Source organism: Bradyrhizobium sp. SEMIA, from assembly GCF_014844175.1.
Lineage (GTDB): Bacteria > Pseudomonadota > Alphaproteobacteria > Rhizobiales > Xanthobacteraceae > Bradyrhizobium > Bradyrhizobium arachidis.
Genome location: NZ_CP046601.1, coordinates 3902369 through 3916970, shown reverse-complemented (window position 1 = coordinate 3916970; position 14602 = coordinate 3902369). Strand labels below are relative to the sequence as shown.

The following is a 14602-nucleotide window of genomic DNA, read 5'->3' as shown; positions in this document are numbered from 1 at the left end:
TGCAACGCGCTCACGCCCGGGCGGCGCCGAGGCCGCGGGGTTCATTTGTACTAATGTACAAATGATTAGGTCCCGTCAACAAATCAAACCGCGAAGGTCCCGATCGACGGCCGCCTGTCCCCGATGACAACCATCCGTCAAGCCACGGACGGACTCGTCGAATGGTAAAATCTTCCTTAAGCGCCTTCGGCCGCGCCGGCCCAGAAAAGCAGCAGTTTTCGGCCGTTTCTGCTCCAAAGTATGCATTGGGAACAAAGCGAGCGGCGGAATTGTCGCGGATTTAACGAAGCGGGCGCGCCTGCCGTTTAACCGTTTGTCCAGCGACGGCCCCGCATAGTCGGAGAAACATTCTGTCTTCTCGGGTTCATCCATCGTGACATCCTTTGGACGCGTGATTTCGGTTCGCGGATCGCTCGCCCGGGTCGGGCTTTTGGCGGCAAACCAATTGTCGATCTCGGAAGTTCGGGCGACCGTCGGCCGCTTCGTCAGCATTCGTTGCGCCAGCTCGGTCATCGTCGCCATGATCACCGAGGTGTCCTGCGAGAATTTGTCGAGCGCCGACAATTACATCGCCATCGCCTCGGTCGACCTGCTCGGCGAGATCCTCAACGCCGCCGACAAGGCGAAATTCCAGCGCGGCGTCACCAATTATCCGACCATCGGCGATGCGGTCGACCTGATCACCAGCCAGGAGCTGCGCACGATCTACGCGCCGACCGGCTCGGACCAGATCAATGTCGGCTTCCTCCAGCAGGACCGCTCCGTCGTTGCCTATGTCGACGTCGAGGAAATGCTGTCCAAGCATTTTGCGGTGCTGGGATCGACCGGCGTCGGTAAATCGACCGGCGTGTCGCTGCTGCTCAACGAAATCCTGAAGGCGCGGCCGAACCTGCGCATCTTCCTGCTCGACGTCCACAACGAATATGGCCGCTGCTTCGGCGACCGCGCGCTGGTGCTGAACCCGCGGAACCTGAAGCTGCCGTTCTGGCTGTTCAATTTCGAGGAAATCGTCGACGTGCTGTTCGGCGGTCGCGCCGGCGTGCCCGAAGAGCTCGACATCCTCGCCGAGGTGATCCCGCTCGCCAAAGGCGTTTACACCCAGTACCAGAACGCCGATCGCATCGGCCTCAAGCGCATCGATCCCAAGCAGATCGGCTACACCGTCGATACGCCGGTGCCGTATCGTCTCGTCGACCTGCTGTCGCTGATCGACGAGCGCATGGGCAAGCTCGAGAACCGCTCCTCGCGCATCATCTATCACAAGCTGATCTCGCGCATCGAAGCCGTGCGCAACGATCCGCGCTACGCCTTCATGTTCGACAACGCCAATGTCGGCGGCGACACCATGGCCGAAGTGATCAGCCATCTGTTCCGCCTGCCGGCCAACGGCAAGCCGATGACGGTGATGCAGCTCGCCGGCTTCCCGGCCGAGGTCATCGATTCCGTCGTGTCCGTGCTCTGCCGCATGGCCTTCGACTTCGGCCTGTGGAGCGACGGCGTCTCGCCGCTACTGTTCGTCTGCGAAGAGGCGCACCGCTACGCCTCCGCCGACCGCAACGTCGGCTTCGGCCCGACCCGCAAGGCCGTGTCGCGCATCGCCAAGGAAGGCCGTAAATACGGCGTCTATCTCGGCCTCATCACGCAGCGCCCCGCAGAGCTCGACGCCACCATCATCTCCCAGTGCAACACGCTGTTCACGATGCGTCTTGCCAACGACCGCGACCAGGCGCTGCTACGTGCCGCGGTGTCGGACGCGGCCGCGAACCTGCTGTCCTTCGTGCCCTCGCTCGGCACCCGCGAGGTGCTGGCGTTCGGCGAAGGTGTCGCGCTGCCGACCCGCCTGCGTTTCAAGGAGGTGCCGCCGCACCAATTGCCGCGCGGCGAAGCGACCATCTCGAGCGTGCCCTCCATGACCTCCGGTCACGACATGCATTTCGTCAGCGCCGTGCTCGAGCGCTGGCGCGGCGCCACCTCGCAGCGCGACGTGCCGAACGATCCGGTGTTCGCGGCCCCGCCCGCCAAGACGATGTCCAGCCTCGAAGCCCCGATGCTGCAACCGTCGATGGGCCTCGACCCCGATCGCTTCTCGCTGCTGAAGAAGCCGCTGCGGTAAGCCACAAATCACCGCACCCGTAGGGTGGGCAAAGGCGCGCCAGCGCCGTGCCCACCTCGTGTCAGCGCACGCGGACAAGAGTGGTGGGCACGCTTCGCTTTGCCCACCCTACGGCAGCGGTGCCGGCGACGTTGAGCACCGCCCCCGCATCGACTATGTTTCCCGGTCCCCAGCCGGAAAACATGCCAATGACAAAACCACAACGCTTCCCCGCTCCCGCCCTCGACACGCTGCCCGAGGACATCCGCACGCGCCTGCTCGCGGTGCAGGAGAAGAGCGGCTTCGTGCCGAACGTGTTCCTGACGCTGGCCTACCGACCGGACGAGTTCCGCGCCTTCTTCGCCTATCACGACGCGCTGATGGAGAAGGACAGCGGGCTGACCAAGGCCGAGCGCGAGATGATCGTGGTCGCGACCTCCGCGGCCAACCAGTGCCAGTATTGCGTGATCGCGCATGGCGCGATCCTGCGCATCCGCGCCAAGAACCCTTTGATTGCCGACCAGGTCGCGGTGAACTACCGCAAGGCCGACATCACGCCCCGCCAGAAGGCGATGCTGGATTTCGCGATGAAGGTGTCCGCCGACGCGCAGCGCGTCTCCGAGGACGATTTCGCGGCGCTTCAACCCCACGGCTTCAGCGACGACGACATCTGGGACATCGCCGCGATCTCCGCCTTCTTCGCGCTCTCGAACCGCCTTGCCAACTTCACCGGCATGCGCCCGAACGAGGAGTTCTACCTGATGGGACGGCTGCCGAAGACGTGACCGACAAGACATGACCGAGCTGGACTGGCCCGAGATCCTGCTGCGCCTTGGCGTTGCGACGCTCGCCGGCGCGCAATCGGGCTTGACCGGGACCTGCACGACAAGCCGATCGGGCTGAAAACGCTCGGCATCGTCGGGCTCTCCACCGCAACCGTCGTGCTGCTCGCCGTGCAGTTCGCCGAGCCCGGCAAGATCACCGACGCGGCCAGCCGCGTGATCCAGGGCATCCTCACCGGCATCGGCTTTCTCGGCGCCGGCGTCATTGTGCGCGAGGCCATCGCTTCCGCGTCCATGGATTGACCAGCGCAGCCTGCGCCTTCCTCGCCGCCTGCCTCGGCATCGCCTGCGGCGCCGGCGAATGGAAGATCGTCCTGGTCGCGCTGGTGATCGCGATCGTGCTGCTCACGGTCGGCCGGCCCGTCGAGCGCTGGCTGCACCGCCTGCTCGGCGGCAATGACACTCAAACATAGGACGGAAGCGACGCGATAAGTCTGATGCGCACGCAGATGCGGCTCGCGAGAGTGCCGGGTTCCATTTCATCGTTTGCGTCCAAGCACGATTATGTTCGAAATCGCCATCATCGCGCTTTAGACCGTTGTTCGAGCGTGGTCTTTTCGAACTGCGATTGCCTCATCTTCCGCATCATGCGCAAACCATCGCGCGCCGACATCCTGTTGGCGTAATCGCTTCGACGTACACGTGTCACATGCGCGTCGTCGGCCACACTCGATAATCGCTTCCCGTTGCAGACAACATCCGCGCAGATTGCGCAGCCAGCCTGGGGGCGATCACATGAACAAGAAGATTCTCCTTTCCATGATTGCCGCGATGTCGCTCGCCACATCGCTGGCCGGTGTTGCGACGCCTGTGCGTGCGGGTGACGACGACCGCGACTTCGACAACTTCCGCAATCGCGATCACGGTGGCGGCCATCACGGCCACAAGTCGAAGCAGGTCGTGCTGATCTCGCTCGACGGCGCCAAGCCGAATTTCATCCAGCAATTCATCGAGGAAGGCGTGTTGCCGCGGGACGGCGCCCTGGCGCGGCTGAGCCGCCATGGCGCGGTCGCGCTGCAGAACGTGACGGCCTCGCCGTCGCTCACGGCGGTGTCGCATATCGAGATCGCCACCGGCTCGAACGCGGTTCACAACGACATCCCCTCGAATACGTTCCAGGCCGCCGTCGCGCCGATCTCCTCGAGCATCAGCGGCTTCGCAGCGCCGATCGGCGGCTATCAGGAGAGCCCGCTCGGGCCTTCGCCGCACCCGACGGCCGAACCGCTGTGGGTGCAGCTCCGCCAGCAGGGCAAGAAAGTCGCCACCGCGACCTGGCCCGGCGGCGATGGCGCCGACATCTTCATCAACGGCACCGTGGTGCAATCGGCGCAGCGACCCGCGTCGTCAACTACACCGTGCCGTTCGGCGCGTTCGGCGGCCTCTCCGCCCAGGGCTTCTCGTTGACCCAATCCGACTTCGCACCCGATGCGGGCGTCGTCGCAGGCCTCCAGGCGGCCGGCCATTTCTCCTTCAGCCCGGTGCTGGTGACGACCAACCCGATCGAGTCGTTCTCGTGCTCCTCGGCGCAGACCTCGACCTGCTCCAGCAACGCGGCGACGTTCGACGTCAAATATTCGATCCGCGTCGCGGCGATCGACACCACCAACGACAACAAGGTGAACTACGACACCCTGGTGTTCTTCGACAGCACGCAGGGCATCAAGCGAGGACCGTTCCACGCCCCCTCGACGGGACCTGCCTATGCCAAGTTCGGCGACGAGAACGCGCCGTTCTTCTTCGAGGGCAGCGGCGCCAAGGTCGGTGCCGCCTATTACGTCTCGCAGCTTTCGCCCGACCTTTCGGTCGTTCGCTTCGCCCGCTACGGCGCCAACTACATCCCGCGCAACACGCCGGTGCTGGCCGATGTCGACGACATCAACAACAACGTCGGCTTCTGGCGTCCGCAGGCCGATTTCCGCATTCCGGAGCGGCTGAGCCCCGGCTTCACCAATTTCCCCGACGTGAGATCGAGGCGATGTTCGAGGACATGGTCAAGACCTTCGTGCGCTACCAGGCCGAGATCGGCGAGCGTGCGATCCAGAATCATCCCGACGCCGACCTCGTCATGGTCTATATCGAGCAACCCGACGGCTCCGAGCATCAGTTCCTGCTCACTGATCCGCGCCAGGGCACCAACCCGAAGGACCCGAACTCGATCGGCGCGGGCCAGGATCCGGCCAAGGTCAAGCGCTACGCCTCCTATATCCGCTTCGCCTATCAGGTCGCCGACAAGGCGGTGAAGAAGATCGCCGATGCGGCGGGCCCCGACAGCAACGTCATCGTGGTCTCCGACCACGGCTTCGCCCCGTTCCACACCTCGGTCAGCATGACCAACATCCTGAAGAACGCCGGCATCGACACCACCAAGCTGGCGATCCGCACCTCGGGTCCGGCGGTCAACATCTACGTCAACCTCCAGAACCGCGAACAGGGCGGCACCATCGATCTTGCGACCTACAAGGCGCTGGTTGCGCAGATCACCGATGCGGTGAAGAACGCGGTCGATCCCAATCCGAAGTTCAACTACTCGCTCGACAGCGGACGTCTGTTCAACGTGGTCGAGACCCGGCCGCTGCAATGCAACGCCGGGACCGGGCTGTGCACCAGCAAGACCATCGGCCAGGATTTCGGCGATGTGTTCGCGCTGATGGCGCCGGGCTACAATTTCGACGGCATCCAGAGCCCCGGCGTCGCCCGCCTCGGCGACCCCGCGTTCAATGCGGCGACCACCACGGTGTCGATGCCGAACTTCTACGGTGCCCACGGCCATGATCCGGAGCTGCCGGTGATGAGCGCGACCTTCATCGCCGCAGGTCCCGATATCCGCAAGACCACGATCCGGCGCATGCGCAATCTCGACGTGGCGCCGACCATCATGCAGATCCTCGGCGTCAGGCCGCACCAGGTCGACGGCGAGGTGCTGCGCGAGATCCTGCGCTAAAGCAGGTCGCATAACCTTCGAGCCCAGCCGATGGGCGCTGACCGGCGCTCATCGGCATTTTTCTTGGCGCCGTGCCGCTCACGTCTTCCGCCGCAGGCTCCAGAGCGTTCCGGCGCCCAGGATGGCGGTCACGAGCAGGATGGCGACGAAAGTCTGCATGATGGTGAAGTTGAGCGCATCGCGCGCCACGAACAGCGCGGTGATGGCGCCGGCCGCGACAAAGAGGATGCGAAAGATCAAGCTCATGGCCGTGCCTCCAGATCGGCATGACCTGGAGCCCGCGCCCTGGACATCGGGGCGCAGCACGCCGTAGTCGATCATGCGGGGCGGACTCTAGCTGGCCGCCACGACGCGGATTTGCGGCAGATCAAGCCTGCCCCGAAGCGTATGCCGCTATTGCTTCGCCATCAGATCCAGCGCCGGCGCGAAGCGCTCGGCAAACGTCAACGACTTGGCGTGGTTGACCGCGGCGAACGATGCCGAGATTCCTGCTGAAGCAACCGCGAGCAAGGCAACTACCAAAACCAGACGGCGCATGTCCGCCTCCTGTGTGAGCTCGACTACCCCACACAGATGGGACCGCTCTGTTTCAGGACGGTTTCATGGGCGCAGAAAATGATTTCGCTCAAGCGGCTGTGATCAGAGCCGTCTTATCGGGCCGCGTGCGCTAACCAACTAATAAGTGTTGCTGCTGTCTTGCGGCGAGCGCGGACCGGGTCGGGAATTTCGCACCCACGATCGCGATCGTGAAGGACAGGGCGACCGCAACAGCCAGCTTTTGCTGGAATGCGGAGTTATCGAGGAATTACGCAGATGAAAGTCGTCATCCGGAAGCTCAACGGCCTGTGGCACCTCATCGTCGGATCGAGCCAGATCCGAACGCCCTTCCTGGATACCCAGGACCGCGCGCTAGTCGTCACTTACGCCCGACGCGCCTATCCCGGCGCCAAGATTTTTCAGCGCGACTGATGCGGGCGCTGGCGCCTAATCATCGTCCGCCGGCCCGCACCAGCCGGGCAGATAGATCGCGTCCTTGCTCTTGGCCGATGACAATGCCTTTTCCAGTGCCTTGTCGAAATTGGCGTCCACCGCCTTGCGCGTCAGCTTCCGACGCAGAAAGTCGGCCCACAGAAATTCGGAGAACGGCGTAGTGTCCTTGGCGAAGCCGCCCATGCGGCGGAGCTCACCGGCAAGGCTGCGGAACGGATCGTCCTTGAGATCGGCGACCGATTTCGGCAGATCGCGGAACGGGCGCCGCTCGCCTTTGGCGTCGTAGGGATAGACCCAGCGCTTGTTGTCCATCACGCCCCAGAACGCCTCGCGCTCGACCATCCGGAGATCACCGACGACGGTGACAAGCACCTCCTTCACGCCCTCGTCATGCAGCGCGCGGCCGAGATGATGATGGTCGATCACGTAGTAGCGCAGATCAGGCCCGTAGACGACGGGGATCATGTGAGTGCCGAGCAGCTCGGACTGCTTCTTGCTGCCGTGCTCGCGCCAGCGCTTGCGCTTCTCCTTGACCTCTCGCATGCCGACCGTCATCTGCGTCGGCCGCAGCGACAGGATCGGCACCGGATGCACTCTCGGCTCGCGCGCGTTGGTGGTGGTCATGATCGAAGATCCTTCGCATTGTTTCGCAACCGGTGGTCCCGGTTCCCGGATTATGACACGGGCCCGACAGCGGCAAAATGCATTCGGTTCCGGCAGCGGGATCACAAGCCGATGTATACGGCGACAGCGCCGTGGCCGTTGCTGCAGCGCAACGCGCGTCTTCCTGACTCAGAGATGACAACCGGCTCCGCGCTCGCCAGCAGCGCCCCGAGGCCAACAGTGCGAACCCACAATGCATGTGCGCGTTGAGAAGATTTTCTGCAACGCTTTGACCACGTGTGCTATCTAAAAATCGCTGCTTCGGAGTTGATCCTCACACATGAAGACCCAGCGGCCCATAAGCTCTGATGACGAGCACCGGGTGCTCCAGTTCAGGCCGCGCAATTCGCCCTCCCCGACGGTCCACCGGGGCAACGGTACCGTGCAGCCGCTCCGCGTTGCGCCAGAACCGCTCGACCTGTCGCGCTACGAGCAGCCCCGCACCGAGCCGGACGATTTCCGCCACCGCATGCTTGCCAACATCGCCGCCCTCGCCTTCACCGTCGCGCTGACCGCGATCGGGATCTGGCTCGCGGTGAGCATCGCCGACCTCAGGCGGACCCAGGATTGCGTGCTGATGGGCCGCCGCGACTGCGTCAAGATCACGACACCGCACATTTAGGCCCATGCCGCGGCCGGCCCCGGCCGAAAGGCTCCGGGAAGCATCCCCAGCCCTGTCGGAGCGGCCTGTCCGGCTCCATTGAACTCAGGGCGGCGCTCCGATATACGGGCTTTCGACCCGGCCAGAGGGGGGTTTGAGGGCGTCATCTGGGGCGCGATGCCCGCCCACCGTGCCACTCTGGAAATCTGACAAATATCCGCAATATATCAAAGGCTTAGTGATGTCTTCCACATTCGATCAGGTCGCCACGATCATCGCTGAAACCTGCGACATCCCGCGCGACACGATCACGCCGGATAGCCATGCCATCGACGATCTCGGCATCGACAGCCTCGATTTCCTCGACATCGCGTTTGCGATCGACAAGCAGTTCGGCATCAAGCTGCCGCTGGAAAAGTGGACCCAGGAGGTCAACGACGGCAAGGCGACCACCGAGCAGTATTTCGTGCTGAAGAATCTGTGCGCCCGCATCGACGAACTGGTTGCGGCCAAGGGCGCGAGCGCCTAAGCGCGCGGTCATGCAACTCGAATACTTCCACATGATCGATCGGATCGTCGACCTCAAGGTCGACGAGAAGACGATCGTCGTCGAGGCCCAGGTCCCCAAGGAGAGCACCATCTTCGAGGGGCACTTCCCGGGCTATCCCCTGATGCCCGGCGTGCTGCTGATCGAATCGATGGCGCAGGCCTCGGGCTGGCTTCAGCTCGGCGTGTTCAAGTTCGAGCGCATGCCGATCCTGGCTGCGGTGAAGGAAGCCAAGGTCCGCGGCTCGGTGTTCCCCGGCGACCTCATGAGCATCGAGGCGAGCCTCACCCATGAGGGCTCGGGCTATGCCATGACCGAGGCCAAGATCCGGGTCGGCGGCAAGCTGCGCGCCAACTCAGCGCTCACCTTCACGCTGATCCCCTTCCCCAATGCGGATATGCGCGGCTACATGACCAAAGTCGCCGAACGCGTCGGCTTTCCGCAACAGGCCGTATCGCCATGACTGACACTGCTTCGAAGCCCGGCCAGACGGAAGTCTGGATCACCGGCATTGGGCTTGCCACCTCGCTCGGCGAGGGCCTCGACGCCAATTGGGCCGCGCTTGAAGAGAAGCGCATCAATGTCGACGAGAAGGGCTTTGCGCCAAACGTCGTGCATCCCTTGATGCCCGTCTCCTTCGACAGCCAAATCCCGAAGAAGGGCGACCAGCGCCAGATGGAAGCCTGGCAGCGCATCGGCACCTACGCTGCCGGCCTTGCACTCGACTCCGCGGGAATCAAGGGCAACAAGGACATCCTGGCGAAGATCGACATGGTGGTCGCCGCCGGCGGCGGCGAGCGCGATCTCAACGTCGACAGCGGCGTGCTCACGGCCGAGGCCAAGGGGGCGAACGCGCCCGGCTTCCTCAATGAGCGGCTGATGAGCGACCTCAGGCCGACGCTGTTCCTGGCGCAGCTCTCGAACCTGCTCGCCGGCAACATCGCCATCGTGCACGGCTTGGGCGGCACCTCGCGCACCTTCATGGGCGAAGAGGTCGCGGGCGCAGATGCGGCCCGCATTGCGCTTGCGCGCATCGCCTCGGGCGAGAGCGACATTGCGCTGGTCGGCGGCTCGCATAATGGCGAGCGCAAGGACCTGATGGTCCTCTACGAATTCGGCGACTTCAACTTGAAGGACAAGTTCGCTCCGGTGTGGGCGCGCAAGGACCACCCCGGATTCGCGCTCGGCTCGGCCGGCGCCTTCCTGGTGCTGGAGTCGAAGGCGCATGCGGAAGCGCGCGGCGCCAAGCCGTTTGCAAAGCTGTCGAGCGTCGTTGCCGACCTCGCCCGGCGCAAGCAGCCCGGCGACATGGCCGCGACCTTGGAGAAGCTTTGGGAAAAGCTGCCGAAGCGCGAGGGCAAGGGCGCGATCATCTCGGGCGCGACCGGCACCGAGCCCGCGACCAGCGAGGAGCGCAGCTTCCTGAAGAATCATACCGACTTCCCGGTGCGCTCGACCGGCACGATGTTCGGTCACACCATGGAAACGCAGTTCCCGCTCGGCATCGCGCTCGCCGCGCTGTCGATCTCGCGCGGCGCACTGTTCCCGCCGAACGATTTGACCGGGACCGAGATTGAAATGCAGGGGGCGCCCACCCAGATTGTTGTGGTGGGAGCCGGACACTGGCGCGGCGAAGGCATGGCGCTGGTCGAGGCGGTGAGCTGAAGCGCGTCCGCGCTTTGGCTGGATGACGCTCTAGCTCTATCGGGGGATCGACATGACTGCACCACGCGACAAACTCGGGCGTCCCGTCGTCGTCGTCACCGGCATGGGCATCATGACCTCGCTCGGCAACGGCAAGGCCGACAATTGGGCCAAGCTCGTGGCCGGCGAATCCGGCATCCGCACCATCACGCGCTTTCCGATCGAGGGCCTGAAGACCACGATGGCCGGCACCGTCGATTTCGTCAGCGTCGATCCGTTCTCCTCCACCGCCCTGTCCGAGCGGATGGCCGAGATCGTGACGGAGGAAGCGCTCGAGCAGGCCGGCATCGGCGCCAAGGCCGATTTCCCGGGTCCCCTCTTCCTCGCCGTTGCGCCGGTCGAGGTCGAATGGCCGCAGCGCCGCGAGCTCGGCCGCGCCGTCGGCGCGCTCGACATCAACTATGACGATTTGCTGCGCATCTCCGGCGGCGGCAAATACACCGCCTATCATCACCGCTTCATGTTCGGCTCGGTCGCAGCCCACCTCGCCGAGACCTTCGGCACCAAGGGCTCGCCGATCTCGCTGTCGACGGCTTGCGCCTCGGGTGCGACCTCGATCCAGCTCGGCGTCGAGGCGATCCGCCGCGGCGAGACCGACGCTGCACTGTGCGTCGCGACCGACGGCACCGTGAATCCGGAGGCGCTGGTGCGCTTCTCGCTGCTCTCGGCCCTGTCGACCCAGAACGATCCGCCGCAGGCGGCCTCCCGCCCCTTCTCCAAGAACCGCGACGGCTTTGTCATGGCCGAAGGCGCCGGCGCGCTCGTGCTGGAAAGCTATGAAGCGGCAACTGCGCGCGGCGCAAAGATCCTCGGCGTGATCGCCGGCTGCGGCGAGCTCACCGATTCCTTCCATCGCACCCGCTCCTCGCCCGATGGCAAGCCGATCATCGGCTGCATGAACAAGACGCTGGCCGATGCCGGCATGACGCCGGACCAGATCGACCACATCAACGCGCACGGCACCGCGACGCCCGAGAACGACAAGATGGAGTTCAACACGACATCGGCCGTGTTCGGCGATCTCGCGCAGAAGATTCCGGTCACCTCCAACAAGTCGATGGTCGGCCACACCATCTCGGCCGCAGGTGCAGTGGAGGCGATCTTCTCGCTGCTCACGCTCGAGCATCAGCGCATCCCGCCGACAATCAACTATGACAATCCGGATCCCACGATCCTGTTCGACGTTGTCGGCAACAAGGCGCGCGATGCCCGCGTCACCGCGGTGATGTCGAACTCGTTCGGCTTCGGCGGCCAGAACGCCTCGCTGATCCTGACGCGCGAACCGGCCTGACCCGGACGCATGGCGCTGATTTCTCTCGGCACGAAGATCCGCGCACGCAATGCTGCCAAATCGATCAGCGGAAGCCTGATCGGCGCTGCCACCGTCGGCATGTTGCGCACCACGCGCTATTTCGACCCGGTCAAGACCTCGGACTTTTTCGCGCGCGTCACCAAGACGATCGGCCCGCGTCTGCGCGAGCATCGCATCGGCCGCGCCAACCTCACCGCGGCGTTTCCCGAGAAATCGCCGGAGGAGATCGAGCAGATCCTGATGGGCGTGTGGGACAATCTCGGCCGCGTCGGCGCCGAATTCGCCCATATGGACCACGTCTGGGACTACGACCGCGAGCATCCGGAGAAAAGCCGGATCGAAATCCCGGCGCGCAGCATCGAGTTGTTCGACCAGATCCGCGACGACGGCAAGCCGGCGCTGATCTTCGCCGCGCATCTGGCCAACTGGGAGTTGCCGGCGCTCGCCGGCGTCGCGCACGGGCTGGACGCCGCGATCCTCTATCGCCGCCCGAACATCGCCTCCGCCGACCGCATCATCCAGGAGATGCGCCAGGTCAACATGGGCACGCTGATCCCGGCGGGCCGCGACGCACCTTTGCGGCTGGGTCAGGCGCTGAAAGAGGGCAAGCACGTCGCGATGCTGATCGACCAGTATCTGACCGGCGGCGTCGAGGTCACCTTCTTCGGCCGCAAGACGCGCGCCAATCCGACGCTGGCCCGCCTGCTCCGCCAGGTCGAATGCCCCATCCACGGCGTCCGCATCATCCGCCTGCCCGGCGGCCGCTTCACCGGCGAGCTGACCGAGGAAATCCCGCCGGTGCGCGATGCCGACGGCAAGATCGACATCCAGGGCACGATGCAGGCAGTCACCAGCGTGGTGGAGAGCTGGGTGCGCGAGCATCCTGAGCAGTGGCTGTGGCTGCACAGAAGGTGGCGGTAGGCGCCCCATTGTTGTCATTCCGGGGCGATGCGAAAGCATCAAACTACGGTGCGCAATTGCGCACCTGAGAATCTCGAGATTCCGGGTCTGGTGCTTACGCACCATCCCGGAATGACGCAGAACTTCACTGCTCCGGCAGTCCAGCATCCACCTCGGCCTGCACGACGCGCTCCCAGGCTGCGATGCAGATCGGACTTGCGTTCTTCATCGGCGGCCAGACGCTTTGTCTGTTCGTGCCGGGCCGCAAGCGCAGCCCCTCCGCGATCGCGGCCTTCGCCTCCTCGGCCCGGCCCGTTCTCTGATAGGCGGCAGCGAGCAGGAAATGCGAGCGGCCCGTCCCCGGCGTGATGGCGATCGAACGCTGCAGCCACGGCAGCGCCTCCTCGTAGCGGCCCATCAAGGCATGCGCCGTGCCTACGCCGAGCAGCCAGGTCCAGCGCGAGGCCGGCGGCGTGTCGTAGCGATCGGCTTGCTGGAACGTCGCGAGCGCATCCTCGAAGCGGCCGAGATAGATCTGGCCCAATCCGATCAGATAGAGCGCAGACCCGTTCCACGGATCGAAGCTCAAGGCCTTGGCGCAGGTGACAAGGCTTTCGACGAAATGGTTGGTCGCGCTGAGGAAGCGGCAAGTGGCCTCGAGCACCGGAATCGAATTCGGCTTCGACCGCAATGCCTGCTCGAGCGTCGCATTGGCCCTCCCCTCGACCGCAGCAGCCTCCTCCGGGCCGAACCAGACCATCTGGATGCCGCGCATCTGCAGCGAGGCGAGCGCGACCGCGATGTCGAGATTGTCAGGATCGTCAGCGAGCGCCTTTTGCAGCATGGCCTGCGCCGCGCCGAAACGCTCGCGCGTGGTCTGGTTGATCGAGGCGAGCGCCTGCTCGACGGCCACCTTGTCGCCGCCGACCGAGGATTTGCGGCTCGCAGATGACGATCCGCTCGGCTCCAGAATCTCGTTGAGACGGCGCGCGAGCACATGACCGACGCCGGCAACGAGCCGCGACTGCGCGAGTTGCGCGTCCGCATCGTCCGCGGCGACCGAAGCTGCAACGACCGACTGAACCTCGCCGGTCGCGGCCTTGACGATACGCGCGCGCAGCGTCCAGGATCGATCGCCATGCTGCAACTCACCCTGCAGCTCGTAATCGGATGATGCGGCGGATGCAGCAGTGCCGTCGCCGCTCCTGGCCGCCATGCGTGGCGCAACCACGCTGATGTTCTGGATCTTGGCAAAGCCATCCGTCAGACGACCGGTGACCTCTGCCGCCATCGCCGCGCCACGCGGGTCGTTGCCGTCATCAGCGATCGGCATCACCGCGAGCCGCGGCGGCGTTCGCCTGAACAGAAGGTCCGGCTTCAGCACGGGCGCGGCAACCGCAAGCCCCATGACGATCACAAAGAGCGCGGCCACGGCGGCGACCGTGGCCTGCCGGCTCAAGCCGAACATCGCGCGCCGCGACCTCACGGGCGGCACAGCAACCTCGGCCGGCGGCAGGGGCGCGACCTCGTCGCCCCGCAGCCTCAACTTCCGCCGCCAGCAGGTAGCCGCCGCCGGAGGCGAGCTTGATCAACTGCCGCCGGTCGTCGCCGAGCGCGTTCCGAAGCTCTCGGATGCATTGGAACAGGCTGTCCTCGCCGACATGGACATTCGGCCAGACCGCCTCCATCAGCTCCTGCTTGCTGAGCACCCGGCCGCCGCTGGTGGCAAAGAGCCGAAGCATCTCGAACGTCTTGGGCCGGAGCTTGATCGGCGTGCCATCGGCACCGCGCAGCTCCGCGCGCTGCAGGTCCAGCTCGAAGCCGGCGAAACGAAGCAAGTGATCCCCCAAAACGTCTCTCAAGGTGGCCCATATAGCGGAAGTCTGCCGAAAATGCCCGGAAATCGGGTCTGAAGCGCAAATATCAGAAACTTTCAGAAACTGGCCAACCCCTTATCAGGACACCAATCCCCACCCGATGCGATGAATCCGGTCGAGGACTCGGACCGCG

At 64.7% G+C, this 14602-nt stretch carries 17 protein-coding genes and 1 pseudogene; 12 read left to right on the top strand and 6 right to left on the bottom strand.

The window, feature by feature from the left end; all coding sequences use genetic code 11:
• Positions 1 to 75: 75 nt before the first annotated feature.
• Positions 76 to 564: a hypothetical protein gene (locus tag FOM02_RS19250; RefSeq protein ID WP_265441962.1), complete on the bottom strand. Its 489-nt coding sequence runs from the start codon at positions 562 to 564 to the stop codon at positions 76 to 78.
• Here FOM02_RS19250 and FOM02_RS19245 point away from each other — a divergent pair.
• The 5 genes and pseudogenes from FOM02_RS19245 to FOM02_RS47155 all read left to right on the top strand — a co-directional run bounded on the left by FOM02_RS19245 (position 521) and on the right by FOM02_RS47155 (position 5875).
• A complete protein-coding gene (locus FOM02_RS19245; protein ID WP_231164338.1) occupies positions 521 to 2113 on the top strand; it encodes an ATP-binding protein in 1593 nt (530 codons plus the stop codon). The two genes, FOM02_RS19250 and FOM02_RS19245, sit on opposite strands and share 44 nt — an antisense overlap.
• A 188-nt stretch (positions 2114 to 2301) precedes the next feature.
• Positions 2302 to 2877: a peroxidase-related enzyme gene (locus FOM02_RS19240; protein ID WP_027557288.1), complete on the top strand. Its 576-nt coding sequence runs from the start codon at positions 2302 to 2304 to the stop codon at positions 2875 to 2877.
• A 10-nt stretch (positions 2878 to 2887) separates the two neighbouring features.
• Positions 2888 to 3347: pseudogene (locus FOM02_RS19235) on the top strand (MgtC/SapB family protein).
• Positions 3348 to 3669: 322 nt separating this feature from the next.
• Positions 3670 to 4338 (top strand): alkaline phosphatase family protein, encoded by a 669-nt coding sequence (locus FOM02_RS19230; protein ID WP_265441961.1) that lies wholly within the window; start codon positions 3670 to 3672, stop codon positions 4336 to 4338.
• A gap of 661 nt (positions 4339 to 4999) precedes the next feature.
• On the top strand, positions 5000 to 5875 hold the full coding sequence (locus FOM02_RS47155) for an alkaline phosphatase family protein (protein WP_416207774.1): 876 nt from the start codon (positions 5000 to 5002) through the stop codon (positions 5873 to 5875).
• A 78-nt stretch (positions 5876 to 5953) separates the two neighbouring features.
• Here FOM02_RS47155 and FOM02_RS19220 read toward each other — a convergent pair whose 3' ends face one another.
• Both FOM02_RS19220 and FOM02_RS19215 read right to left on the bottom strand, forming a co-directional pair.
• Positions 5954 to 6121 (bottom strand): hypothetical protein, encoded by a 168-nt coding sequence (locus FOM02_RS19220; protein ID WP_167336516.1) that lies wholly within the window; start codon positions 6119 to 6121, stop codon positions 5954 to 5956.
• Positions 6122 to 6268: 147 nt separating this feature from the next.
• Positions 6269 to 6412, bottom strand: a complete 144-nt coding sequence (locus tag FOM02_RS19215; RefSeq protein ID WP_167336517.1) for a hypothetical protein — start codon at positions 6410 to 6412, stop codon at positions 6269 to 6271.
• A gap of 276 nt (positions 6413 to 6688) precedes the next feature.
• On the opposite strand from FOM02_RS19215, the gene FOM02_RS19210 reads away from it, so the two are divergent.
• Positions 6689 to 6844 (top strand): hypothetical protein, encoded by a 156-nt coding sequence (locus FOM02_RS19210; RefSeq protein WP_167336518.1) that lies wholly within the window; start codon positions 6689 to 6691, stop codon positions 6842 to 6844.
• Positions 6845 to 6859: 15 nt separating this feature from the next.
• Here the strand turns inward: FOM02_RS19210 and FOM02_RS19205 are convergent, their stop codons facing one another.
• Positions 6860 to 7489: a ParB-like protein gene (locus FOM02_RS19205; protein WP_027557285.1), complete on the bottom strand. Its 630-nt coding sequence runs from the start codon at positions 7487 to 7489 to the stop codon at positions 6860 to 6862.
• Between the two features lie 319 nt (positions 7490 to 7808).
• Here FOM02_RS19205 and FOM02_RS19200 point away from each other — a divergent pair, with 319 nt between their 5' ends.
• The 6 genes from FOM02_RS19200 (at position 7809) to FOM02_RS19175 (ending at position 12613) form a co-directional block, all read left to right on the top strand.
• Positions 7809 to 8150 carry a hypothetical protein gene (locus tag FOM02_RS19200; protein WP_027557284.1) on the top strand — a complete coding sequence of 114 codons (342 nt, stop codon included), beginning with the start codon at positions 7809 to 7811 and terminating at the stop codon, positions 8148 to 8150.
• A 220-nt stretch (positions 8151 to 8370) separates the two neighbouring features.
• Positions 8371 to 8658 carry an acyl carrier protein gene (locus FOM02_RS19195; protein ID WP_007592476.1) on the top strand — a complete coding sequence of 96 codons (288 nt, stop codon included), beginning with the start codon at positions 8371 to 8373 and terminating at the stop codon, positions 8656 to 8658.
• A 10-nt stretch (positions 8659 to 8668) separates the two neighbouring features.
• Complete coding sequence (locus FOM02_RS19190) at positions 8669 to 9139, top strand: 3-hydroxyacyl-ACP dehydratase FabZ family protein (protein WP_027557283.1); 471 nt, start codon at positions 8669 to 8671, stop codon at positions 9137 to 9139.
• The gene (locus tag FOM02_RS19185; protein ID WP_027557282.1) at positions 9136 to 10341 is read left to right on the top strand and encodes a beta-ketoacyl-ACP synthase; all 1206 of its coding nucleotides are present in this window, start codon (positions 9136 to 9138) and stop codon (positions 10339 to 10341) included. The genes FOM02_RS19190 and FOM02_RS19185 overlap by 4 nt, the downstream gene beginning before the upstream one ends.
• Positions 10342 to 10393: 52 nt before the next feature.
• Entirely contained in the window at positions 10394 to 11671 is a 1278-nt protein-coding gene (locus FOM02_RS19180) for a beta-ketoacyl-ACP synthase (RefSeq protein ID WP_027557281.1), read from the top strand.
• 9 nt (positions 11672 to 11680) lie between these two features.
• Entirely contained in the window at positions 11681 to 12613 is a 933-nt protein-coding gene (locus FOM02_RS19175) for a lipid A biosynthesis lauroyl acyltransferase (RefSeq protein WP_027557280.1), read from the top strand.
• A gap of 124 nt (positions 12614 to 12737) precedes the next feature.
• Here the strand turns inward: FOM02_RS19175 and FOM02_RS19170 are convergent, their stop codons facing one another.
• Entirely contained in the window at positions 12738 to 14024 is a 1287-nt protein-coding gene (locus FOM02_RS19170) for a tetratricopeptide repeat protein (RefSeq protein WP_265441959.1), read from the bottom strand.
• Positions 13912 to 14334: a winged helix-turn-helix domain-containing protein gene (locus FOM02_RS19165; RefSeq protein ID WP_265442186.1), complete on the bottom strand. Its 423-nt coding sequence runs from the start codon at positions 14332 to 14334 to the stop codon at positions 13912 to 13914. Before FOM02_RS19165 ends, FOM02_RS19170 begins: the two co-directional genes overlap by 113 nt.
• Positions 14335 to 14602 lie beyond the last annotated feature (268 nt).